Annotated in this window: 29 protein-coding genes; 7 read left to right on the top strand and 22 right to left on the bottom strand. The window is 34.4% G+C overall.

Features of this window, described 5'->3' with window-relative positions; translation table 11 throughout:
- Positions 1 to 22: 22 nt before the first annotated feature.
- On the bottom strand, positions 23 to 214 hold the full coding sequence (locus ACP5O9_RS02875) for a hypothetical protein (protein ID WP_428723400.1): 192 nt from the start codon (positions 212 to 214) through the stop codon (positions 23 to 25).
- Between the two features lie 84 nt (positions 215 to 298).
- On the opposite strand from ACP5O9_RS02875, the gene rpmB reads away from it, so the two are divergent.
- Genes rpmB through ACP5O9_RS02905 form a run of 6 tightly spaced genes read left to right on the top strand, consistent with a single transcriptional unit; the run spans position 299 to position 2,255 of the window.
- Positions 299 to 487, top strand: a complete 189-nt coding sequence (rpmB, locus tag ACP5O9_RS02880; protein WP_353686334.1) for a 50S ribosomal protein L28 — start codon at positions 299 to 301, stop codon at positions 485 to 487.
- A 2-nt stretch (positions 488 to 489) separates the two neighbouring features.
- Positions 490 to 948 (top strand): DUF721 domain-containing protein, encoded by a 459-nt coding sequence (locus ACP5O9_RS02885; RefSeq protein WP_353686333.1) that lies wholly within the window; start codon positions 490 to 492, stop codon positions 946 to 948.
- 11 nt (positions 949 to 959) lie between these two features.
- The gene (locus tag ACP5O9_RS02890) at positions 960 to 1,307 is read left to right on the top strand and encodes a hypothetical protein (protein WP_353686332.1); all 348 of its coding nucleotides are present in this window, start codon (positions 960 to 962) and stop codon (positions 1,305 to 1,307) included.
- Complete coding sequence (locus tag ACP5O9_RS02895) at positions 1,300 to 1,554, top strand: glutaredoxin family protein (protein ID WP_353686331.1); 255 nt, start codon at positions 1,300 to 1,302, stop codon at positions 1,552 to 1,554. The genes ACP5O9_RS02890 and ACP5O9_RS02895 overlap by 8 nt, the downstream gene beginning before the upstream one ends.
- A 1-nt stretch (position 1,555) precedes the next feature.
- The gene (locus ACP5O9_RS02900) at positions 1,556 to 1,879 is read left to right on the top strand and encodes a ferredoxin-thioredoxin reductase catalytic domain-containing protein (protein WP_424905131.1); all 324 of its coding nucleotides are present in this window, start codon (positions 1,556 to 1,558) and stop codon (positions 1,877 to 1,879) included.
- Between the two features lie 4 nt (positions 1,880 to 1,883).
- Positions 1,884 to 2,255, top strand: a complete 372-nt coding sequence (locus tag ACP5O9_RS02905; RefSeq protein WP_353686329.1) for a DVU0772 family protein — start codon at positions 1,884 to 1,886, stop codon at positions 2,253 to 2,255.
- On the opposite strand, the gene ACP5O9_RS02910 is transcribed toward ACP5O9_RS02905, so the two are convergent.
- Together ACP5O9_RS02910 and ACP5O9_RS02915 are read right to left on the bottom strand one after the other, a co-directional pair.
- Positions 2,250 to 2,903, bottom strand: coding sequence for an HAD-IA family hydrolase (locus tag ACP5O9_RS02910; RefSeq protein ID WP_424905130.1), 654 nt, complete (start codon positions 2,901 to 2,903; stop codon positions 2,250 to 2,252). The genes ACP5O9_RS02905 and ACP5O9_RS02910 overlap by 6 nt on opposite strands.
- A complete protein-coding gene (locus ACP5O9_RS02915; protein ID WP_353686327.1) occupies positions 2,890 to 3,465 on the bottom strand; it encodes a hypothetical protein in 576 nt (191 codons plus the stop codon). Before ACP5O9_RS02915 ends, ACP5O9_RS02910 begins: the two co-directional genes overlap by 14 nt.
- 82 nt (positions 3,466 to 3,547) lie before the next feature.
- Here ACP5O9_RS02915 and bioD point away from each other — a divergent pair, with 82 nt between their 5' ends.
- Positions 3,548 to 4,270 (top strand): dethiobiotin synthase, encoded by a 723-nt coding sequence (gene bioD, locus ACP5O9_RS02920; RefSeq protein WP_353686326.1) that lies wholly within the window; start codon positions 3,548 to 3,550, stop codon positions 4,268 to 4,270.
- Here bioD and panD read toward each other — a convergent pair.
- The 19 genes from panD to ACP5O9_RS03015 are packed head-to-tail and all read right to left on the bottom strand — an operon-like array spanning position 4,261 to position 19,272.
- Positions 4,261 to 4,620 carry an aspartate 1-decarboxylase gene (gene panD / locus ACP5O9_RS02925; protein ID WP_353686325.1) on the bottom strand — a complete coding sequence of 120 codons (360 nt, stop codon included), beginning with the start codon at positions 4,618 to 4,620 and terminating at the stop codon, positions 4,261 to 4,263. The two genes, bioD and panD, sit on opposite strands and share 10 nt — an antisense overlap.
- 17 nt (positions 4,621 to 4,637) lie before the next feature.
- The gene (gatC, locus tag ACP5O9_RS02930; RefSeq protein ID WP_353686324.1) at positions 4,638 to 4,925 is read right to left on the bottom strand and encodes an Asp-tRNA(Asn)/Glu-tRNA(Gln) amidotransferase subunit GatC; all 288 of its coding nucleotides are present in this window, start codon (positions 4,923 to 4,925) and stop codon (positions 4,638 to 4,640) included.
- 2 nt (positions 4,926 to 4,927) lie between these two features.
- On the bottom strand, positions 4,928 to 7,027 hold the full coding sequence (locus ACP5O9_RS02935; RefSeq protein WP_353686323.1) for a UvrD-helicase domain-containing protein: 2,100 nt from the start codon (positions 7,025 to 7,027) through the stop codon (positions 4,928 to 4,930).
- 35 nt (positions 7,028 to 7,062) lie between these two features.
- A complete protein-coding gene (gene glmS, locus ACP5O9_RS02940) occupies positions 7,063 to 8,904 on the bottom strand; it encodes a glutamine--fructose-6-phosphate transaminase (isomerizing) (protein ID WP_428723401.1) in 1,842 nt (613 codons plus the stop codon).
- The gene (gene glmU, locus ACP5O9_RS02945; RefSeq protein ID WP_353686321.1) at positions 8,904 to 10,259 is read right to left on the bottom strand and encodes a bifunctional UDP-N-acetylglucosamine diphosphorylase/glucosamine-1-phosphate N-acetyltransferase GlmU; all 1,356 of its coding nucleotides are present in this window, start codon (positions 10,257 to 10,259) and stop codon (positions 8,904 to 8,906) included. Before glmU ends, glmS begins: the two co-directional genes overlap by 1 nt.
- The gene (locus ACP5O9_RS02950) at positions 10,259 to 10,870 is read right to left on the bottom strand and encodes a DUF502 domain-containing protein (RefSeq protein WP_353686320.1); all 612 of its coding nucleotides are present in this window, start codon (positions 10,868 to 10,870) and stop codon (positions 10,259 to 10,261) included. The genes glmU and ACP5O9_RS02950 overlap by 1 nt, the downstream gene beginning before the upstream one ends.
- Position 10,871: 1 nt before the next feature.
- Complete coding sequence (locus ACP5O9_RS02955) at positions 10,872 to 11,627, bottom strand: YebC/PmpR family DNA-binding transcriptional regulator (protein ID WP_353686319.1); 756 nt, start codon at positions 11,625 to 11,627, stop codon at positions 10,872 to 10,874.
- 59 nt (positions 11,628 to 11,686) lie between these two features.
- Positions 11,687 to 12,436, bottom strand: a complete 750-nt coding sequence (locus ACP5O9_RS02960) for a hypothetical protein (protein ID WP_353686318.1) — start codon at positions 12,434 to 12,436, stop codon at positions 11,687 to 11,689.
- Complete coding sequence (gene pyrE, locus ACP5O9_RS02965; RefSeq protein WP_424905125.1) at positions 12,433 to 13,002, bottom strand: orotate phosphoribosyltransferase; 570 nt, start codon at positions 13,000 to 13,002, stop codon at positions 12,433 to 12,435. Before pyrE ends, ACP5O9_RS02960 begins: the two co-directional genes overlap by 4 nt.
- Positions 12,983 to 13,429 (bottom strand): type VII toxin-antitoxin system HepT family RNase toxin, encoded by a 447-nt coding sequence (gene hepT, locus ACP5O9_RS02970; RefSeq protein WP_428723402.1) that lies wholly within the window; start codon positions 13,427 to 13,429, stop codon positions 12,983 to 12,985. The genes pyrE and hepT overlap by 20 nt, the downstream gene beginning before the upstream one ends.
- Positions 13,422 to 13,880, bottom strand: coding sequence for a type VII toxin-antitoxin system MntA family adenylyltransferase antitoxin (gene mntA / locus ACP5O9_RS02975; RefSeq protein ID WP_428723403.1), 459 nt, complete (start codon positions 13,878 to 13,880; stop codon positions 13,422 to 13,424). Before mntA ends, hepT begins: the two co-directional genes overlap by 8 nt.
- Positions 13,849 to 14,280 carry a glycine zipper 2TM domain-containing protein gene (locus ACP5O9_RS02980; RefSeq protein WP_428723404.1) on the bottom strand — a complete coding sequence of 144 codons (432 nt, stop codon included), beginning with the start codon at positions 14,278 to 14,280 and terminating at the stop codon, positions 13,849 to 13,851. Before ACP5O9_RS02980 ends, mntA begins: the two co-directional genes overlap by 32 nt.
- 21 nt (positions 14,281 to 14,301) lie before the next feature.
- Positions 14,302 to 15,150 carry a GGDEF domain-containing protein gene (locus ACP5O9_RS02985; RefSeq protein ID WP_428723405.1) on the bottom strand — a complete coding sequence of 283 codons (849 nt, stop codon included), beginning with the start codon at positions 15,148 to 15,150 and terminating at the stop codon, positions 14,302 to 14,304.
- Positions 15,151 to 15,191: 41 nt separating this feature from the next.
- Positions 15,192 to 15,899 carry an orotidine-5'-phosphate decarboxylase gene (gene pyrF / locus ACP5O9_RS02990; RefSeq protein ID WP_353686315.1) on the bottom strand — a complete coding sequence of 236 codons (708 nt, stop codon included), beginning with the start codon at positions 15,897 to 15,899 and terminating at the stop codon, positions 15,192 to 15,194.
- The gene (gene dcd, locus ACP5O9_RS02995; RefSeq protein WP_428723406.1) at positions 15,896 to 16,444 is read right to left on the bottom strand and encodes a dCTP deaminase; all 549 of its coding nucleotides are present in this window, start codon (positions 16,442 to 16,444) and stop codon (positions 15,896 to 15,898) included. The genes pyrF and dcd overlap by 4 nt, the downstream gene beginning before the upstream one ends.
- A 5-nt stretch (positions 16,445 to 16,449) precedes the next feature.
- The gene (locus ACP5O9_RS03000; protein WP_428723407.1) at positions 16,450 to 18,351 is read right to left on the bottom strand and encodes an ATP-binding protein; all 1,902 of its coding nucleotides are present in this window, start codon (positions 18,349 to 18,351) and stop codon (positions 16,450 to 16,452) included.
- A 2-nt stretch (positions 18,352 to 18,353) separates the two neighbouring features.
- A complete protein-coding gene (locus ACP5O9_RS03005) occupies positions 18,354 to 18,575 on the bottom strand; it encodes a sulfurtransferase TusA family protein (RefSeq protein WP_353686312.1) in 222 nt (73 codons plus the stop codon).
- Positions 18,557 to 18,811 (bottom strand): HypC/HybG/HupF family hydrogenase formation chaperone, encoded by a 255-nt coding sequence (locus tag ACP5O9_RS03010; RefSeq protein ID WP_353686311.1) that lies wholly within the window; start codon positions 18,809 to 18,811, stop codon positions 18,557 to 18,559. The genes ACP5O9_RS03005 and ACP5O9_RS03010 overlap by 19 nt, the downstream gene beginning before the upstream one ends.
- On the bottom strand, positions 18,784 to 19,272 hold the full coding sequence (locus tag ACP5O9_RS03015; protein WP_353686310.1) for a HyaD/HybD family hydrogenase maturation endopeptidase: 489 nt from the start codon (positions 19,270 to 19,272) through the stop codon (positions 18,784 to 18,786). The genes ACP5O9_RS03010 and ACP5O9_RS03015 overlap by 28 nt, the downstream gene beginning before the upstream one ends.
- Positions 19,273 to 19,310 lie beyond the last annotated feature (38 nt).

A 19,310-nucleotide genomic window follows, 5' to 3' on the forward strand; every position in this document is an offset into this window, starting at 1 on the left:
GCAGGCGTCTGCCATAAAAGCATCAGAGCGGCCGCAACCCACGCGGCGGCCGCCCCTGTTTTATTAAGTCAACTTCCTCTGGTTCTATGTTGATGTTTGTAGTTCTTTTTTTAAACTGGACATTTCTAATTTTTTCAACAAATTTTACAATTTCTGAAGGTTTTACACCAAGCTGTTTAGCTAATTCTATGCTTCTAACTGCTTTATCAGACATAATTTAATTCTTCCCTCCTTGTCTCTAAATCAATAAAATGTTATCATAAATAATTAAGTATATGCAAATTAAGGAGGAGGAAAAATGGCAAGCTGCTATGTATGTGGCAAGAAAAAAGTTGTGGGACACAATGTAAGCCATGCAAATAACAAAACAAAAAGATATTTCTTTCCAAATCTTCAGAGAATGAAAATTGTTACTGAAAAAGGCCCAAGAAGAGTGCATGTATGCACAAGATGTCTTCGTTCAGGTCTAGTCAAAAAAGCGGTTTAGACATGGAGAAAATAGGACAAGTTTTACCTGCTTTACTCAATAATTTTGGTATAGAGGAAGCAGTATCACTAAAATTTTTAAGAAAAAGATGGGACGATCTATTCGGTTGTCCTGTTAAAGAGCATACTTTTCCAAAGGATTTGAAAAATGGTGTTCTTTATGTGGTAGTTAACTCTCATGTATGGCTTTCTCAGCTAATATTGTTAAAAGATGAATTTGTTAAAAAACTTCATATTTATGGAATAAAGGATGTGGAATTCTGTTTTGGAAGAATTTACAGGAATCAAAAAGAAAAGAGTAAGGAGAAAGAAATCACTGGTTTATCTCAAGAACAGCAAGAATGGATGGAAGATATTACGAAAAATATAAAAGATGAGGAGATAAGAACAACTGCTGAAGCTCTTATAAAAAAATATCTTTTTTTTATAAATCAAATTAAATCCAGGCAAAATAAAAATTAAGGAGTTTAATAATGACAGAGTTTAATTTCATTTTTAAGGATTACTCAGAGGAAGAAAGCAAAATTTATGAAGGAGCCATGAAAAAAATAATGCAGAACATAAAGAATGGAATGTCCTTCAGAGATGCTGTTGACAATGTAAAGGTGGATGATAATGAATTAAAAGCTTTGATAGAAGATGATGCATTAAAGATACTTATTGCAGAGCTCTGTTATGTTTCAAAAATTCCCTTTGAAGAGTTGGCGAATATGTTAAAGCTTCCTCTTGAAACAATAAGAAAGGCAAACTTTGAGATGCTTGAAGATGTTCAATTAACTCTCAACAATACTTTTAACAAAAATAGGAGGGGCAATGCATAAAAGGGTTAGATTATATTCATTGAGCACATGCCCTGTATGTAAAAAAGTAAAAGAATTCTTAAAGAATAATTCTGTGGAATATGAGTTAATTGAGGTTGATACTCTTGACAGTGCAGAACAATGGCTTGCAATGAAAGAACTGAAAAAAATCAATCCTCAGGAAACCTTTCCAACAGTTGTTGTTGAGAAAGCTGTAGTAGGCTTTGATGAGGAAATTCTTAGAAAAATTCTGGAACTGAATGCCTGATATGACGCCAGAAAAACTCTATGAAATCTTAGAAAAATATGCCATGTCAAGGGGCTGGGAGCTAAACAGGGATAAAGAGTTTGTATTTGAACTTTTGAAGGGATTGCTTAAAAATGAAGAACGCTATGGTTACAGATCATGCCCGTGTAGACTGGCTTCAGGAGACAGAAAGGCAGATGCTGATATAATCTGTCCTTGCATTTACAGTGCAGAGGATATAAAAGAATATGGAAGATGCTATTGCGGTCTTTATGTAACGAAACAATACAATGAGGGAAAGATAAAACAAAATATTGTCCCTGAAAGAAGAAATAAAGGGAGGTGATTTTATGATTTTTAGTGAATTAATAACACTTAAAGAGTTAAAAGAGGACCCCTATTTTAGAGAAAATATGTTATGGGATGTGGAGCCAGAAGAAGTTATGTCTCCAAGATGTATAAAGGAAGGAGATAAATTAGTTTATAAAGGTCCTATTAAGGGTTATATTCCATATATTGACACTTCAGGTGCAAAGCCTGTTCTGTTCATAATGAGACATACTCAGATGGATTATGGAGAAACCATAGCAAGAATAGATGAAATTCCTGAAGAAATGCTTATTGAAGCTGTGAATGAAAACAGGCACAAAATATGCTTTGGAATGTGTCCCATAAATGAAAAGATAAAACAGTGGCTAAAAAGAGAACTCGGAGCTTTATAAATGAAAAATTTCTTCAAATTTCATTATTGTTAAAAATTGCTTTGATTGTCGTGGAACAGAGCGGGCAGAAGAAACTGCTCTTAAAATAGGTAATTTTATTCCTGCAAGTTTAGCTGTATGGAGAATTTCTTCTGTATCGTCAATAAAGATTGAAGAGTCTGGTTCAAAATAAAGTTTTTCTTTAAGTATTTCCCAGAATTCAATTTTCTCCTTGGGATAGCCAATATCAAAGGCTGTAAACAAATTATGAAAATATTTATCAAAGCCTGTTTTCTTAAGTTTAAGTTCCATTACTTTGTTGTGAGCATTTGTTACAAGATAGATTTTTTTCCCATTGGAGCTTACAACTTTTAAAAATTCTTCAGCATCTGGATGAGGACAAATAAGATGCTCCACTTCCTTTTTAAGCTGGAATATATCAAGACCTGTTTTACCTGACCAGAAATCTATATCTGTCCAGTTAAGAGTTCCTTCTTCTGCTTTGTACATTGAAAAAAGTATTCTTTGAGCTTCCTCAAAGTTTATTCCTTGTTTTTCAGCATATTTTTGAGGCACATAAATCTCCCAAAAGTAATCATCATAATACTTATCCAGTATAGTTCCGTCCATGTCCAGAAGAACTGTTTTTATTTCATTAAAAAGTTTCATCTTCTGCTGAATACCAGGACATATCAATATAAAATCTCATTCTTTCGTAAATGGTGCGTAAGATATTGCTTAATTCAAAAAACATCTCTTCATAAAACTGAAGATCCTTTAATTCTTCTTGAGAAGCTGGATAGGAATAAGCAATTTCATATTTATCTTCCTCCATCAGATCTTTTCCAATGAACTCTTTTTTTACTAAAACCAGATCCAGCTCAGGATGCTCATTAACTATCTCTTCAAAAAGCTCATTTATATTATTATATCCTTCAAGAAATGGAAGGTTTATAACAACTTCAATCTCTACCATGTTTTCAAACTCCTCAGAGTCCTGTTCCTCCTCATCTTCATCATAAAGAAAAGAACTACTTGTCTGAAGGGCATTATAAGAAAATGACACTGCAGCACTTATTGGATAAGGAGGTTTAATTTCCGGCAATGTCATTAAAAGCTTGCTCTCTTTATTTAAGGAATACTGCTCAATGTATGTGGACATATCATACACATCAAGATAATTTTTTGCTGCATCCATTATTCTCATCTGTAATTCTTCAAATCTTATCATAGTTCCTCCATATCGGGTTGCCTTTAGTTTATATAACATTATACCATATAACGATAAAATTCTTTGAAAGGGAGGATTTAGTATGAAGACTGGATACTTTATTACAGGCACAGATACTGGAGTTGGAAAAACTATTGTTGCAGCAGCAATACTGAGGAGTTTTATAAAAAAGGGACTAAAAGTAGGTGCAATGAAAGTTATTGAAACAGGGTGCCTTAACAAAGATGGAATACTGCTACCAAGTGATGGAATGCTTTTAAGAGACATGGCTGAGATGAATGACTCTGTTGATTTAATAACGCCTGTAAAAATGGAGAATCCATTGAGCCCCCTTGTGGCATCAAGGCTTGAAAATAAAGAAGTTGACATTGATAAAATCTTTAAATCCTTTGAGACACTTAAGAAAAAGTATGACTATCTTCTCATTGAAGGTGTAGGTGGATTAATGGTTCCTCTTATCAAAGAAGAAAAAAAGAAAACAAATTTTTATTTTGTCAGGGATTTAATTAAGGATATGGAATTACCTGTGATAATAGTAACGAGACCAACTCTTGGCACAATTAATCATACACTTCTTACACTTGAGGCATTGAAAAATAAAAAAATTTCTGTAAAGGGTTATATTATTAATTTTTCTGAGCCTGCAAAAAATGATATTGCTGAAAAAACAAATCCTCAGGTTTTAAAAGAATTGCTTGATATACCCTGTCTTGGAGTATTTCCATACTTATCTGAACTAAATAAAGACAGAATAGGCGAAACAGCCCTAAAAAGTCTTGATATTGAAGCATTAATTCATGGATAGATTTTTACAGGATTATTATTTTCATCAAGGATTACAATCTTGGGCTTGTGTAAAGGAATTTCATTTTCCGTAAGATAACCATAGGAAAAAATAACAATTCTGTCTCCTACCTGAGCCTTTTTGGCAGCTGGTCCATTAAGTCCTATTATTTTTGAGCCTTTTGGAGCAGGAATAACATAGGTATCGAATCTTTCTCCATTATTCATATTGCTTATCCACACCCTTTCATAAGGCAGTATTCCAGCAATCTCAATCAGCTCAGCATCAATACTTATTGAGCCTTCATAAAATAAATTAGTTTCTGTTACCTTTGCCAAATGCAGTTTTGCTCTTAAAAAACTTCTCAGCATTTGTTTTATTTTATCATTTATTCTATTATTTTGGGGACTTTAAAAAATTTCTCTGTAGCCTGGGGTGCATTTTTTAATGCTTCCTGTCTCGGTAAAGACTCCTTAACAACATCTTCTCTAAATACATTATTAAGCTCAATAACATAGGATGTAGGCTCTATGTTGGTTGTATCAATCTCATTTAATTTTTCAACATACTCAAGAATGCGGCTTAATTGATCCTGATAAAGCTCTATTTCTTTCTCATCAAGTTCAAGCCTGCTTAGCATTGCAATATGCTTTACCTCTTGTTTTGATATTTTCATTTTTACACCCTCTCTAAGTTTACAATTTTTGGAGCTAATTTTTTAACTCCTATACCTGGAAAGTTAACAACCACCTTTAAATCATCTCCCTCTCCATAACAGTCTCTTACAACTCCAACTCCCCATGTGGGATGCTTTACTTTACATCCTATCACAAATGGATGCTTAACCCTGGGTTTGTCTGATTCCTTTTTGTCTGGAGTAAAAGTGGAATAATCCTTTCTGATGCATGTGCAGTATTCAGGCGGAATGTCTTTGATAAAGCTTGAAGGTTCCTGTTTCTGAACTTTTGAATAAAGCTTTCTCTGCCTTACACTTGTAATATATAAAAGATTTTTGGCTCTTGTCATCCCCACATAAAAAAGCCTTCTTTCTTCCTGCAATTCCACCGGATCTTCAAGCGCCTTAAAGTAAGGTAAAACTCCCTCTTCACAGCCTGCGATGAAAACCACTGGAAACTCAAGCCCCTTAGCAGCATGAAGGGTAAGTAGGCTGACTCCGTTTTTCCTGCTTTCCCATGTATCCACGCTTGAAAGAAGAGCAACTTTATCAAGAAACTCTCTTACAGATACTTTTTCAGCAGAGCTGAGAAGTTCTAAAACATTCTGAATTCTATCCTCTTCAATTTCCTCAAGATATCCAGTAAGATTCAATATATCCCTTATCATGGATGCAGCATCCTGATACTCTTTCTCAGAAAGTTTATCTATAATATTGGTAAATGATAAAAGAGTTTCTTTTAAATTATCTGAAACAGTATTGTCTTTTATTATCTTTTTTATCGCTTCATAGTTTGATATCATGTGTTTTTTAGCCTCATTTTCAATTTTTGACAAAGCAGCAGCTCCAATTCCTCTTGGAGGATTATTGATTATTCTCATAAGACTTAAATTGTCTTCTTTGTTTAAAATAAATCGCATATAAGCAAGCACATCTTTTATTTCTTTACGGTGGTAAAAGCTTACTCCACTTATTACCTGATAGGGTATTTCTTCCATTCGCAAAGCTTCTTCCAGTGCTCTTGCCTGAAGAACCAATCTATAAAGAATGGCAAAATCTCTAAATTCGTAATCACCTTTTAAATAAAGCTCTTTTATGTTTTTTGCTATATATTTTGCTTCTTCCTCTTCATTGCTTAATTGACAGTAAAAAATTTTTTCTCCCCAATCTCTTTCTGTCCAGAGAGTTTTTGATTTTCTCATTGGATTTTTTGAAATCATAGCAGTGGAAGCAAGAATTATATGCTTTGTAGAACGATAGTTTTGTTCCAGTTTAACTACTTTTGTCTTTGGAAAGTCTTTTTCAAAGTTAAGGATGTTATAAACATTTGCTCCTCTGAATTTGTAAATACTCTGGTCATCATCTCCAACAGCGCAGATATTTCCATGATACTTGCAAAGAAGTTGTAACAGTTCATATTGAGATTTATTGGTATCCTGAAATTCATCCACAAGTATATATCTGAATTGTTCAGAGTATCGCCTGAGTAAATCTTCATTTTCTCTTAATAACTTTATTACGCAAAGAATTAAATCATCAAAATCCAGAGCATTGCATTTTTGAAGTTCTGTCTGGTATCGCATATATATCCTGCCAAGCCTTTCTTCAAGCTCATAACCTTCAATATTTGAAATGTAATCTTCAGGAGTAACCAGATTTGACTTCAAGTTACTTATTTTGTTTACAACACATTTGCATAAAGCTTCATGCATATTCAGGTCTTTTAAGATTCTCTTTATCAGCCCTGCCTGGTCATCTTCGTCATAAATAATAAAGTCTTTTTTGTAACCAATTCTTTCAATGTGAGCCCGGAGTATCCTTACACACAGAGAATGAAATGTTCCTATCCAGGGATTTTTGAGGGTGCCTTTACAGATTTTAAAGATTCTTTCCTTCATTTCATCAGCTGCCTTGTTAGTAAAAGTTACAGTGAATATGGAAGATGGATGCAGTCCCATAGCTTCTTTAAGATACGCATACTTATAAGTAATCACCCTTGTTTTACCACTTCCTGCTCCTGCAAGAACAAGAAGCGGACCTTCACAGTAAAGAACTGCTTCCTGCTGTGCCGGATTTAATTCCGACAGGGGGAAATCTTTCATGGCTATACCCCTCTTATTTTATTTTTTTTATAAAACTATTCAACGGTAACACTCTTTGCAAGATTTCTCGGTTGATCCACATCACATCCTCTTAAAACTGCCACATGATAAGCAAGTAACTGAAGAGGAATGCTGAAAAGCACTGTGTTGAGATAGGTATGTATTCCCTCCACATAAATAAATCTATCGGACAACTTTTTGAGTTTTTCCTTCTTACTGTCTGAAATAGTAATTATAAAGCCATCTCTTGCCTTTATTTCCTCCATGTTGGACAGGGTCTTGTCAAGATAAAAATCATCTGAAACAATGAAAACTACAGGGAATCCTTCCTCTACAAGGGCAATGGGTCCATGTTTCATCTCGCCAGCAGCATATCCTTCTGCATGAATATAGGATATTTCTTTGAGTTTGAGCGCACCTTCAAGCGCAACAGGATAGCAGAGTCCTCTACCAAGATAGAGAAAATTTGGTTTTCTGTAAACTTCTTTTGCAAGTTGTTGAATCTTATTTTCAAGCTTTAAAGCCTCTTCAGCCATTCGTGGAAGCATGAGAAGATTCCTTAAAAAACTTATGTAACTTTGCTCTACAAGTAATCCCTTTGCCTTTGCCAAAGCAAGAGTAAGAAGATAAAGGGCTACAATCTGAGTGGTAAAAGCCTTTGTTGAGGCAACTCCTATCTCCGGACCTGAGTGGGTATAAAAAACTCCGTCTGCTTCTCTTGATGCTGTGCTTCCTACTACATTGCATATAGCGAGAGTTTTTACTCCTGATTTTTTAGCAAATCTCAAGGCTGCAAGAGTGTCTGCTGTTTCTCCAGACTGGGTTATTGCTATAAATAGAGAGTCTTGCTCAAAGGGAACATTTCTATATCTGAATTCAGAAGCAATATCTGTCTCCACAGGTGTTTTTGCAATATTTTCAATCATATATTTACCAATCAGACAAGCATGGTAGGATGTGCCACAGGCAACAAGATATATTTTTCTTGTAAGAGCAAGCTCTTCAAATCTTATTCCAAGCTCCTTATAAACTACCTCTGAACCATCGGGTAAAACCCTCCCTCTTATTGTATCTGCAATAGCTCTCGGTTGTTCATGTATTTCCTTGAGCATAAAATGCTTGTATCCGCCCTTTTCAGCCATTGAGGCTGTCCATGTAATGGTCTGTATTTTCTTTTTCCTTTCTTTACCATTTATATCAAATACTTCAAAATTATCCTTTCTGAGGACAATCATTTCACCATCATCAAGAAAGATTACTCTGTTACAGTAATTGAGAAATGCCGAGACATCAGAGGCAATGAACTTTTCATTATCCATAATTCCAGCAACAAGAGGGCTTTCCATTCTTACGCCAATTATTTTATCAGGCTCTTTATCTTCAATTATTACAAGAGCATAGGAACCTTTGAGCATTTTAACTGCCTGTTTTACTGCTTCCTCAAGATTAAAATTAGCTCTGTACTTGTTTATGAGATGAGCAATTACTTCTGTATCAGTCTCAGAGATGAATTTATAGCCTTCCCGTTTTAATTCATCTTTCAATGTAGCATAGTTTTCAATAATACCGTTATGAACAAGAGCAATTCCGCCAGAGCAATGGGGATGAGCATTTAAACTTGATGGTTTACCATGAGTTGCCCATCTTGTGTGTCCTATTGCCAGAAAGAGTTGTGAACTCAAAAGTTCAGGATTCTGTGTTTTAATAAGTTGTTCCAGATCTTTAATCTTTCCTTCGCATTTTACAGTTTTAATTCTACTATCAGATAAACAGGCTATTCCAGCTGAGTCATATCCTCTGTATTCAAGCCTTCTTAACCCATCAAGCACTATCTGGACAGCATTTTTATCACCTATATATCCAATAATGCCACACATTATTTTTTCTCCCGCTTTTTCTTTGCCCAGCCTTCAATGTTTCTCTGGGGAGTTCTGCTGATTGCAAGTGAGTCCTCAGGGACATTCTTTGTAATTGTAGAACCTGCACCTATGTATGCACCTTTGCCAACTTTTACAGGAGCTACAAGCTGCGTATCACTTCCTATGAAAACATTGTCTTCAATTATTGTTTTATGCTTCCTTTTACCATCATAATTACATGTTATTGTTCCTGCTCCTATATTTACATTTTCACCAATTTCAGAGTCTCCGAGATAGCTTAAATGTGCTGCTTTTGTTCTATCTCCAATTACTGATTTTTTAACCTCTACAAAGTTGCCAATTCTGCATTCCTTGCCAATAACACTTTCAGGTCTTAGATGGGCAAAAGGACCAATCTTTGAACCTGCTTTTACATGAGAGCTTTCAATCACTGTGCAGTCTTTTATTAGAACATTGTCTTCAATTATGCTGTCACGAATTCTTGTTCCCTGATAAATAACACAGTTTCGTCCAATTGTGGTGTCTCCTTCAAGAAAAACATCTGGGTAAATTATTGTGTCCTGTCCAATTTTTACAGATGGAGAAATCCATACAGAGCCTGGATCATAAAAAGTAACTCCTTCATTCATCCACTCTTTAACAACTCTGTCTCTTAGATATTTCATAGCAAGAGCAAGTTCTTCACGATTGTTTATTCCAATTAATTCATCCTCTTGTGCCAGTGCATAGGCATCAACTTTATATCCTTTAGATATGGCTATTTCCACAATATCTGTTAAATAAAATTCACCTTTGCGAGGATTTATTTTAATCTCTTTAACAAGCTCCAGAACTTCTTTTTTTACCAAATAAACCCCGCTGTTAGCCTCACCTGATTCAGAACCAGTGTAATCTGTAATTTCAACTATTTTTTCAACATCTCCTTTAGAGTTTCTCAAAATTCTTCCATAAGAATGCTCACGGCCTGGATAAAAAGAAAGAATTGCCAAATCCTGAGCTTTCTCGTCAAAAATTTTTAAAAAATTTAAAAGGGTGTCCTTTTTTATCAAAGGGGTATCACCATTAAGAATAAGTATTTTTTCATTTTTTATGTAAGGCAAAGCAGAATATAAAGCATTGGCTGTGCCCTTTGGTTCGTTCTGAAAAACAATTTTAATAGCTTTAGAGTTAAGATATTGTATCACTTCAGTTAAAGATGGATTGACGACGACAAGTATACTTGCAGGTTTTAGACTCTGAGCACATTCTATAACATAATCTATAATTGGTTTATCAAAGATCCTGTGAAGCACTTTTGGCAGCGTGGATTTCATCCTTGTCCCCATTCCTGCTGCCAGAATTACCACATCCATTATTTATCACCTCTTATTATCTGTGGTGCTGCTATTCCACCTGAAAGAATTATCTTTACTCCTTCCTGAACTGGAATATTTGTATGAATTACACTTTCAGGCTCAAAAAGCACAACTTCTCCAAGATAGAGATTATTCGTTGGTATGTAAACTGCGATAAGCTTTTTTTCCATATCCCCTTCTTTTAAAAAACACTCCTTTGTCTGAAATCCGAACATGAAACTGTCCTTTCTTGGATATTCAACAATTACAAACTTCTGAAAAGAAGTTTTATTTTCAGGAGAGAAAGCATCAATTAACTGTTTCAGTGAAGAATAAAGGCTTTTAAAAATGGGAATTTTAAGAAAGAGCAATTTTTCAATCTGGTCTAAAAGCTTTTTCCCAAAAACATTGGTTGATACAACTCCTACAAAAAATACAATTATCAATGCTGTTATAAATCCTAATCCTGCAATGTGTCTGCCAAAAATATAGTCATAGATTGGACCTAAAAGACCATCTATGATTTTAAAAATTTGAATTAAGATAAAGATGCTTATTGCTACAGGAATTGTTACTATTAGACCGGCAATAAATTTTCTTTTAAAAGTAAGTCTAATAGATGGTTCCATGCTATGCTTCTGCCTTGCTCATTGCCTCATCTGGAATATCAAAGTTTGCATAAACATTTTGCACATCGTCATGGTCCTCTAAGGCATCCATGAGTTTCAGCATTTTTTCTGCATCTTCTCCTTCTACAGGAACATAATTTTTAGGTAACATCGTGACCTCTGCCAGAGAGACATTTATACCAGCGTTCTCAAGAGCCTCCTTTACATCTTTTAATTTTTCAGGTGAAACAATAATTTCATAACTGTCCTCTTTTGGATCATTTTTCACATCTTCAACACCTGCCTCCAGTGCAACTGAAAGAAGTGTGTCTTCATCAACTGTGTTTTTATCAACAAGAATGTATCCTTTTTTCTCAAAAATCCATGAGACACATCCTGACTCACCAAGACTTCCACCATGCTTTGAAAGAAGATGTCTTATCTCAGATACAGTCCTGTTTTTATTATCGGTCATTGCTTCAATTAAAAGTGCCACTCCTCCAGGACCATAGCCTTCATATACAACTTCCTCATATGCTGTTCCAGCAAGCTCGCCTGTTCCCTTCATTATTGCTCTTTTGATGTTATCCATAGGCATGTTTACTTCTCTTGCCTTTTCAATGGCTACTCTCAGTCTGGGATTTTTTTCAGGATCTCCACCGCCAAGACGGGCTGCTACTGATATTTCTTTTACAAGCTTTGTAAAAATTTTTCCTTTTCTTGCATCAACCTGAGCTTTTTTATGTTTGATTTGTGCCCATTTGGAATGACCTGCCACAATAACCTCCCCGAGAAGGATGGAATATTTTTAATAATAATAAGATTTTTCCTTTTATGTCAAATTGTTACTTCTTCCAGAACATTCAAAGCATCAATAAATAAAGAATTTTTAATACCTCCAACTGTAAGCTCCTTAATAAATAAACTTCTTTGCGCTTTTATAAATTCAGATTTATCCATTGAAGCAATACGACATATTTCATCAATAAACTCAGGAATAATAGGAACTTCAAAAAAACCATTCTGCGAATGCACGAATTTTTTAAAAAAGAGATTGTCTTCAAATTTCAGGAAAATCCTCTCCATTAGCTCTCTTTGAAAGAGAAAATTTTCAAAATGTTTATAAAAATTTTCTTTCAGTTCCTTATCTACAAATTCACCGTCCCATACTACCATAGCATCTTCATGAAATCCTTTACATGCTTTGAAAGCTCCTCTTCTTCTTTCTGTTATTACAAGATCCTGTAGCTCCTCTGGAAAAGTTACTGAAAATGGAATAACACTGCATTGAAGAGGTTTTGATTTGCCGTGCAGTGAACATAAAGAATTTTTAAGCATTCTACATCTTTTTTTTAGACGATTCCCAGCTATGAAGTCTCCGATTATGTAAGAAGTTTTGTATACAATTGCAAAATTTTTTATATAATTTTCATGAACTGAATTAAAGGGATAGATTTTTCTGAATCCGACTGTAATTGGGAAAAATCTGTAAAACCTGTCAATCTCTCTTAAAGTAACAATGGTTGCTCCTCCACAACAAACAGAGGAGCATTGAATTATGCATTGAAATCTAATCTGTTTTTTCACTTTATGAACTGCATTACATCATCCCTTAATACCACTGCTTCTAAATTTGCAGGAAATCCACATTCTTCAAGAAATTTTAATATATTTTCTCTTCCACCTTCCTGCCTGTCAACAAGAACAACAACCTTTTTTACAAAAATTCCTGCCTCCTTAAGGCGAGTTATTGCCTGAATTGTTGAGCTTCCCGTTGTAATAACATCATCCACAACTACCACGCTATCACCTTCCTTAATATTTCCTTCAATCCATTGCATTGTGCCATGTTCCTTTGCTTTTTTTCTCACAACGAATGCTTCTACTGGGTTACTTCTTAGATAGGATGTATAGGCTACAGCAGTAGCAATTGGGTCAGCTCCAAGAGTAAGGCCTCCGATGCCTTTTACATTCAGATCAGCAATCATGTCATAGATAATGTTGCCTATCAAATACATTCCTTCTGGAGAAAGGGTTACTGCTTTACAGTTAAAGTAATAATTACTCAGTCCTCCAGAGGTAAGCCGAAATATGGGAGTTTTAGAGTATTTAAATGCCTTTTCGTAAATAAGCTTAATGAGTTTTTCTCTCATGATTTTCAGTTTCAGCCTCCAGTAGTTTTATTACGGTTTTTTTAAACTCTCCTATAACTTCCAGATTTTTTGTAAATTCATAAACTTTTTTAAAATCTACCTGTTTATAACGATGTATGAGCAAATTTCTAAAACGAGCCATGCTTGAAAGCGCTTCAGATATGTTTTGGCTGAATATTCCTTTTTCTTTGAGAATTTCAAAACATTCTGCATAGGTTGAAGGAGTAAGTTTAAATTTTTTAACTGCGAAGTGATAACATATATCAATTACAGCTTCTGCAAGAATAATAAAACTTGCATATGCAATGTATCTGTAGTCAGGATTGTTTAAAAATTCTTCTAAATGCATTCTTTTGATTCTTTCAAGCTGTCCTAAAGCTTCATCAATCTCTTTAAAATTCAGCATTATTCTTTCTGGATTAAGCACCTGAAGCTAAGACCTCCTTTAGATGTCTCATCCAGTAAGGATAAAAATCTGCATAGGATTTAAGAGTATAAATTAAAAAATCTTCCCATAATTCTTCATTTTTTACAATTATAAGCTTGCCTTTCACTACATTGTAAGCAAAAATAACATCAGCATCATTTAAAACTTTGCAGTCAACAGGATACTTTATTTTTTTTTCTATCTTATCAGGTAAGGCAATCTCGTAATACTGCCAGTTGCTTTCTTTAAAATTTTCAACATAAACAGCAATATCAATATCTCTGAAAGGAGCATCTTCAACAAAAGAGCCAAATAAATAGGCAAAAGCTATTGTTTCCTCTTTTTCAAGCTCAACTTTTATTAAATCAACTATTTTTACTTTTGCATCCTGACAAAGCGTGTATAATTTTATTTCTTCTCTAATAGGTTCTCTCCTGCTTTTCAGATTCACATATTTCCTTTACTGTATCTTTAACAAGTTTTCCATTTTCCCAGACTTTTTCCGATATTTTTCTGCATTTTGTATAAGGGTCCTTATAGTAGTAATCACTTACTGGCTCTGCTTTGTATAGTCCTCTTCCATCTTCAGTTCTATACTCAACAGGTTTCCCGCTCTGATATGCTTCTTTTGAACCTCTTGTAGAAATATCAGCAATTGTGGCACCAAAAACTGCTCCAAGAGCTGCTCCAATAACACCACCACGCCATGGATTTTTTTTGTCAAGAAGAGCTCCTGCAACTCCACCAACAACAGCACCAGCTCCTGCACCTTCATAGTGCTGTTGCCCGAGTTGCCCGCATGCAACAGTAAAAAGCATCAATGCTGCTAATACCAAAGCCACTGCTTTCATAGTTCAACCTCCTCTTTTCTTTTATTCTACATCAAAATCCTGAAAAATTACTCTATTTCTTCCTTGCTGCTTTGCTTTATAAAGAGCAATATCTGCTTTTTGAATTATTTCATCAATTGAACATCTTTGTTCTGCATAATATGTTGTGAATCCTGTGCTTATTGTTACTTTAATCTTTTCTCCCTTAAATGTATAAAAATCATTTTTTTCAACTGTTTGTCTAAAAGCCTCTAAGATATCCTTTGCAGTCATCTCATCAGTGCTTGGCAGAAGAACGCAGAATTCTTCACCTCCATATCTTCCTATCAATGCCCTTTCAGGCATACTTTGATGAGCAAGATGTATTAGCTCCATTAAAACTTTGTCACCTGTTTGATGCCCGTAGGTATCATTTATTTTTTTAAAAAAGTCTATATCAAACATTGCCACAGTTAAAGGCTCTTTATAAAGATTGCACCAATGAATCTCCTCATTCATTCTTTCTATTAAAAAGCCTCTTTGATAAGCTCCTGTTAATGGATCTCTTGTTAAGAGACTTTTAAACTCTTTTTTAAGTCCCACAATTTCTTCTGCCTTATTTATTTTCATTAAAATCTCGCATTTTAACAATGGCTCTATAACATAATCAAAAATTTCAAAATTGCACAATTTTTCAATAAGTTTTCCTTCTTTTCTCTTAAATATCAAGATTAAAGGAATTTCTCTTAGAGAAGGTGCACGGGTGATTTTTTCTAATAACTTCCAGCATGCTTTTCCGCAAAAATCAATAATAATTATGTCAGGCTCAATTTTGTAAATCCTTTCTACTGTTTCATTGTCAATGGGAGAAATGGAAAGATCTTTAAATTCTTTATTTAAAAAATCAGACAATTTTTTTAATAATTTTTTTCTATTTGAACAAATACACAGCATCATGAGTTTATCATATCAACAATCATTCTCTGAGGAAAATTACTGTGTGTAATGGCTCTTCCAATCACAATGTAGTCTGCACCTTCAGAGAAGGCTTCGTGAGCAGTGGCAACTACTTTTTGATCATGAAAATTAGAATTTTTCAGTCTTATTCCTGGAGTTACAACTATAAAGCCTTGTCCACACACCTGCTTAATTGTTTTTACTGAAGAAACTGCAGAGACAACTCCATCTAATTCTACCTGTTTTGCCTTTAAGGCTAAATTTTTAACTAAGGATTCTCGAGAAATTGGAAAAGATAGAGCTTCAACCAGATCCTTTTCATCAAGACTTGTTAAAACAGTAACTGCCAAAATCTTGGGAGGCGGAATATTTTCTTTGTAAGAGTATTCCTTTACAGCCAGGGCTGCTTTCTTCATCATTTCAGTTCCACCTAAAGCATGAACTGTAAGCATATCAATTTCATATTGAAGCACAGACTGCACAGCTTTGTAAACCGTATTTGGAATGTCATGAAATTTAAGATCAAGAAAAATTTTTTTACCTTTGTTTTTAAGAATTTTTAAAATCTCATGTCCTTCGCTTAGAAAAAGCTCAAGTCCAACTTTATAAAAATTAATGACTCCTTCAAGTTGATCAACTATCCGTAAGGCATCTTCTTTTTTCGAAAAATCAAGAGCAACTATTATACGGGATGGGTCAATCATATCTTTGGTAAAACTATGCCCTGTTGAGCTTGGTACTTACCTTTTCTATCAGAATAGGAGATCTCGCATTCTTCCTCTGCTTTTAAGAATATGAGCTGAGCAATGCCTTCATTTGCATAGATTTTTGCTGGAAGTGGCGTGGTATTTGATATCTCTATTGTTAAGTAACCCTCCCACATCGGCTCAAGAGGAGTCACATTTACGATTATTCCGCATCTTGCATAGGTTGATTTTCCAATGCATATGACGAGCACATCTCTTGGAATCCTAAAATACTCAACAGAACGGGCAAGGGCAAAAGAGTTTGGTGGAATAATGCATACATCACCCTTAAATTCAACAAAACTTTTAGGATCAAAGTTCTTAGGGTCAACCACTGTATTGTTTATGTTGGTAAAAATCTTGAATTCATCAGCAACTCTCATGTCATAACCATAGGAACTCACTCCATAAGATATGACACCTTCTCTTACAAGACCTTCCTCAAAGGGCTCAATCATTCCCTTGCGAGCCATTTCTTTTATCCATTTGTCATTTCTGACCATAGGCTTTACTCCTTTCCATCAAGAATGTTTCTGATTCTAAACAAAATTTCCTCTGGAAAAATTGTTTTTTCCATTGTAATCACATCTTTTAACTGAACAGGATGTCCACTCATTATAATAACCTTTGCATCTGGCTTTATTTTCTTGAGCTGGTTCATAACTTCTATTCCTGAGATTCCTGGCATAACAAGATCTATGAGTGAAAGAGCTATCTGATTTTTATTTTTTTCAAATATTTCCAAAACCTCATCTCCATTTTTAGCTTCATAAACACTGTAACCGTATTCTTTAAGAAAAGAAGAAATAAAACCTCTTGTGTGTTCATCGTCATCAACAACAAGAATTGTCTCTGTTCCTTTTAATGCATTTTTATCAATTAAATGTTTCATTTTTCTTTCTTTTACAGGCAGATATATCTTAAATGTTGTTCCTTTTTTAGGTTCACTGTAAACATGAATGTGTCCATCATACTGCCTTACAAGTCCAAAAACTGTAGAAAGACCTAATCCTGTTCCCTTACCCTTTGGCTTTGTTGTGAAAAATGGTTCAAATATTCTTTGCTTTGTTTGCTCATCCATTCCTATTCCTGTATCTGATACACAAATAACAATATAGTTACCGGGCTTCACAAGAGGATGTGTATATGAATACTCAACATCAACAGAAATCTCTTTTAAACCAATTGAAAGCTCTCCTCCTTCTGGCATAGCATCACGGGCGTTTGTAACAAGATTCATAAGAATTATCTCAAGATGGGAAGGATCTATTTTATAAAAAATTTCTTCTTCTGGAAGATTAAGTTTAAACTCAATGTCTTTTCCAATAATAGTTTTTACAAACTCTGAAAAATCTTTTAGATATTTATTTAAGTTTACTTCCTGAGGCTCTCCGAATTCCTCTTTTCTGCTAAATACAAGCAGTTTCTTTGCCAAATCTCTTGCTCTTTCTCCAGCATCAATAATTTTTTCAACAAAGTTTCTAAGTTGTGGTTCTTCAATTTTTGTATAAAGAAGTCCAGCAAATCCTATTATTCCAGTAAGAATGTTGTTAAACTCATGGGCAACTCTTCCTGAAAGCATTCCTAAAGACTCCATTTTTTGAGAGTGAATAAGTTGTTGCTGTATCTTTTTTCTCTCTGAAATATCAATTATAGAGACTATTGATTTTTTTGTATAAGGAACCATCCCAACATTCACACAAACATCTTTGATCTTTCCATTTCTGTCCTTAAGCTTTGATTCATACTGTCTTGGAGCAAGAGATGGAGAAATTCTTCTTAGTTTGTGATACTCTATCATTTTGTCAAGCATCTCTTCAGAGAAAAATTCTGTCCACTTCATCTTACCTTCAATTTCTTCTTTTTTGTATCCTGTTAAAGCCTCAAACTCAGAATTTGTGTATTCAATTGTCATGTCTTCTTCAACAACTATAATTGCAATCCCAATTGATGAAAGGATAGTTCTTTCCCGTTCATAGAGCTGCAAAATTTCTTCATGTTGCTCTTTAATTTTATTTATGTATTCAACAAATCTGTCTCTCTGTTTATTTATCAGATGTCCGAGCATTCTTAAAATTTCTATTTGATAGTCCTCTGAAGCAGTTGCTGTGAAGTCTCCTTCATATAGTCTTTTTAAAACATCAAAATGCTCACATATTCCAATTGCAAGCTCATGAGTAAGGGAAATCATAGCAGAAACTTCTTCTGAAACTTTATTTATAGAATTAATCAATCTCTGAACAGCATAACGCTCAAACTCTAAATCTATTTTTTGTGATGGATCTCCCTGAGAAATTCTTTCTAAGACATCACTGCAAAGATGAAGAACTTCGCTTAAAGCATATCTATGTTCGCAAAAAGGATTGTCGCATCTGAGATATCCACCATAAGGACAGGGATGCTCTTGCATTATTAAATCCTTATTGTAACCTTTAGTTTGTTTCCGAATTTTTCTATGTTAAGGATTGTTTTACCAAGTTTTAAAGCCCATGCTTTTATATCTTTTTCAAATGTAGGACAGTCTCCTATAACTTCTATAACTTCGCCTTTTTTAAATTCTGGATAAATAGCACTGAGTTTTAGAACAGGAATAGGACATCTTAATCCTGAAAAATCTAAGCTTCTGTCTGCCAATTTTTTTCCTGTTCCTCCATTTCCCTGAATATCTTTTCAAAAATTTTCAATGCTTCTTCTGCCTCTGCTGGCTCCATTTTATTTATTGCAAATCCTGCATGAACAAGAACATATTCACCAATCTTTGGTTCCTCAGGAAGCAACATTAAACTAACTTGCTTTCTTAACCCCATTACATCAACAGTTGCCATATAGCCGTCAATTTCTACTATTTTTGATGGGACTGCAAGACACATTTTATCCCCCAGCTGCCTAAAATTTTTAAAACTTCATCAATTAATTCATTTATTTTACCAGCTAATGTCTCTGAAAGGTCAAGTCCAATATCAATTATCTCAGGCTGGATGCCAACTAACACAACCTCCTCAGGCATAAAATCCATCAATCTTGCAACTTCTAAGAGATCCTGAATACCTACATGATGTAAAGAAAGCTTTGTTTTTAAATAGGGAGGAATTTCTTCTCCCTTTAAAACGCCTATGTATCCAGGTTCTTTATGAAAATCAACTATGTCTATCAGAATAATTTTTTTATATTTTTCAATGTATGGAAGCAGTTCAAGTCCCAGTGTACCACCATCAATGAGCTCAATGTCTGGTTCAAACTTATAATTTTTCCTCAGTATCTCAACAACTTTTGGACCTACTCCCTCATCCATTAAAAGAATATTTCCTACTCCAATTACACCGATATCCATCTTACTGTCCTCAATAAAAAGCCCTCCCCGCAGGGAGG

The sequence above is a fragment of the Thermodesulfovibrio sp. genome (assembly GCF_049969575.1).
GTDB classification, from domain to species: domain Bacteria; phylum Nitrospirota; class Thermodesulfovibrionia; order Thermodesulfovibrionales; family Thermodesulfovibrionaceae; genus Thermodesulfovibrio; species Thermodesulfovibrio obliviosus.